Source organism: Tepidibacter formicigenes DSM 15518 (assembly GCF_900142235.1).
Classification (GTDB): Bacteria; Bacillota; Clostridia; order Peptostreptococcales; family Peptostreptococcaceae; genus Tepidibacter; species Tepidibacter formicigenes.
The window spans coordinates 1-2,395 of record NZ_FRAE01000126.1 but is presented as its reverse complement, the minus strand read 5'-3'; the positions used below and the strand labels follow the sequence as shown (position 1 = coordinate 2,395).

Genomic DNA, 2,395 nt, shown 5'->3' with positions numbered 1-2,395 from the left:
AATGTATATATACCCAAAATGGGGGAAACTTAGCCATTTCTATAAATTTAAATGTAGTATTTATGCGAGTTGTAGAGTTCTGCAACGAGCTATTAAGATATAAAATTTAAGGGGGGGAATTTCCATGAGTGAAAATTACAAATTTGTTCAAAATACTAAATGCGAATATTTTCCATGCCATAAGATAAATAATAAAGAAAGTTTTAATTGTTTGTTCTGCTTTTGTCCACTTTATATGCTAAAAGATAAATGCGGTGGGAATTTCATATATAAAAATGATATAAAGGACTGTACTAACTGCACTATTCCTCACAGCAAAGGAGGATATGATTATATAATGTCTAAAATGAAAGAAATAATTCGCATAGGAAGTGAAAGAAGTAACGATTAGCAAAAAAATAAATTAACAAATAAACGGAGGAATCTAATGAAAAAATCTATTTTAATAATTATCACAGTTTTGTTCACACCTTTATTTAATGTATACGCAGATGAAGAACCTATTACATACACTGAAAAGGCTGTTATTTTAGAACTTCTTCCTTTAATTCTAAAAGGATTTAATCCTGCGATTGTTACAATTTGTGTATCAATATGTATAGCTACAATTACACTTTTCATTATTTCTGGAATAAATAGTAAGAGTATATCTGCAATCATTGGAACTACCGGTGGAGTTATGACAGCCGGATTATTATCATACCTCATAGGTAGTAAAGTAAAATTAACAGGTCTTAATAGTGACGAAGCAGTAATGTTATCTACGATGAGCGATTCTATAAACCTTGATTTTAAGACACTTCTATTTACAGGAATTATTATGGAGCTTTAGGTGCAGTAATGGATATTGGTATGTCAATAGCTTCTTCTATAGAAGAAATACACAAAGCAAATCCTTCTTTATCAAAAAAAGAACTGTTTTCATCAGGTATGAATGTTGGGAAAGATATAATGGGAACAATGACTAATACTCTTATACTTGCTTATACCGGAAGTTCTATTCCTTTACTTTTACTATTTATGTACTATGAACCATCTATAGTAAAAATATTAAACTTAGATATAATTGCTACTGAAATTGTTCGTTCATTATCTGGAAGTATAGGATTAATTGTAGCTATACCTTTAACAGCACTAGTTTCAAGTATATTAATAAAAGATAAAAAAAATTATAAGTAACTATAACAAAGGAATTTTTCTTTTATAGACATTAAGAAAAATTCCTTTGTTTCTATCTTTTATTATTTACCATAAAACTAGCAATAAAAGAAGTTAATGGAATTGTCATAATTAAACCAACACTACCACATAAAGAACGAATTATTTCAGTTGATAAGATTTCCATACTTATTATTTGATTAATAGGTATATTAAATTTATTTAAAATAATAAGAAGTGGCATAGATGCACCAGCATAAGCCAATACAAGAGTATTTACCATAGTTGCCATAACATCTTTCCCTACATTTAAACCTGCTCCTACTAATTCTATAAATCCTAAATTTCTAGATTGACTTTTAAGTTCAAAAATAACAGAAGTAACTGTCATAGCTACGTCCATAACAGCTCCTATAGTTCCTATAATTACTCCACTCATAAATAATCCTCTAAAATCTACTGTAATTTCCATAGAAGTAATTAAAAACTGTACTTCTTCATTTGCAAGTCCTGTAATAGAACATAAATTTGTAAAAACTTGAGCTAATAATCCAGCAGTAATAGTTCCACAAATAGTTCCTAATATAGCCGCAAAACTTTTATATGTAAACCCAGCAACCAAAATAAAACTTATTAAAATAATAAATATACTGCATATTACTGCTATTAAAAGAGGATTATACCCTTTTAATATCAATGGTATCATTAATTTTATTATTACTATTCCAGAAATAGCTAATGAAGTTACTGAAAGAATCCCTCTCATTTTTCCAAATAAAATTACACATATTAAAAAAATAATTACAAGTAATTTTAAATTGTCTTCACGGGACACATTAATAATATTCCCTTTAATTTGATCATTATTTGACTCAATTTTTATTCTTACCTTACTCCCTTTATAAAGATCAAAATTATACTGAGAATATTCTATAGGCATATATTCAATATCAATTTTTCTATTTACATAAGTACCTTCTAAAATTTTCACCTTAATAATTTGTTTGTTTACTCCATCATAATTAAGTTTTTTTATCTCTAATACTTCAGCCTTTACTATATTATCATCTATCTGATTAGCTAGTCCTATATTAGAAAATGATATTATTATTAATAGCATAATTAAAAATTTTTTCATATTTATCCCCCCTTTAAAATATTATGAATTAGCTCGTTGCAGAACTCTACAACTCGCATAAATACTACATTTAAATTTATAGAAATGGCTAAGTTTCCC

Annotated in this window: 2 protein-coding genes and 1 pseudogene; 2 read left to right on the top strand and 1 reads right to left on the bottom strand. The window is 27.2% G+C overall.

What is annotated here, in order from left to right:
- Positions 1-124 precede the first annotated feature (124 nt).
- Together BUA77_RS13075 and BUA77_RS14500 are read left to right on the top strand one after the other, a co-directional pair.
- Positions 125-391, top strand: coding sequence for a cysteine-rich small domain-containing protein (locus BUA77_RS13075; RefSeq protein WP_072891008.1), 267 nt, complete (start codon positions 125-127; stop codon positions 389-391).
- A 36-nt stretch (positions 392-427) separates the two neighbouring features.
- Positions 428-1,179: pseudogene (locus tag BUA77_RS14500) on the top strand (YibE/F family protein).
- A gap of 52 nt (positions 1,180-1,231) precedes the next feature.
- On the opposite strand, the gene BUA77_RS13060 reads toward BUA77_RS14500, so the two are convergent.
- A complete protein-coding gene (locus BUA77_RS13060; RefSeq protein WP_072891001.1) occupies positions 1,232-2,296 on the bottom strand; it encodes a YibE/F family protein in 1,065 nt (354 codons plus the stop codon).
- Between the last annotated feature and the right edge of the window lie 99 nt (positions 2,297-2,395).

Coding starts and splice junctions, on each gene's coding strand:
- BUA77_RS13075 (WP_072891008.1), top strand. CDS start 125: ATGAGTGAAAATTACAAATTTGTTCAAAATACTAAATGCGAATATTTT.
- BUA77_RS13060 (WP_072891001.1), bottom strand. CDS start 2,296: ATGAAAAAATTTTTAATTATGCTATTAATAATAATATCATTTTCTAAT.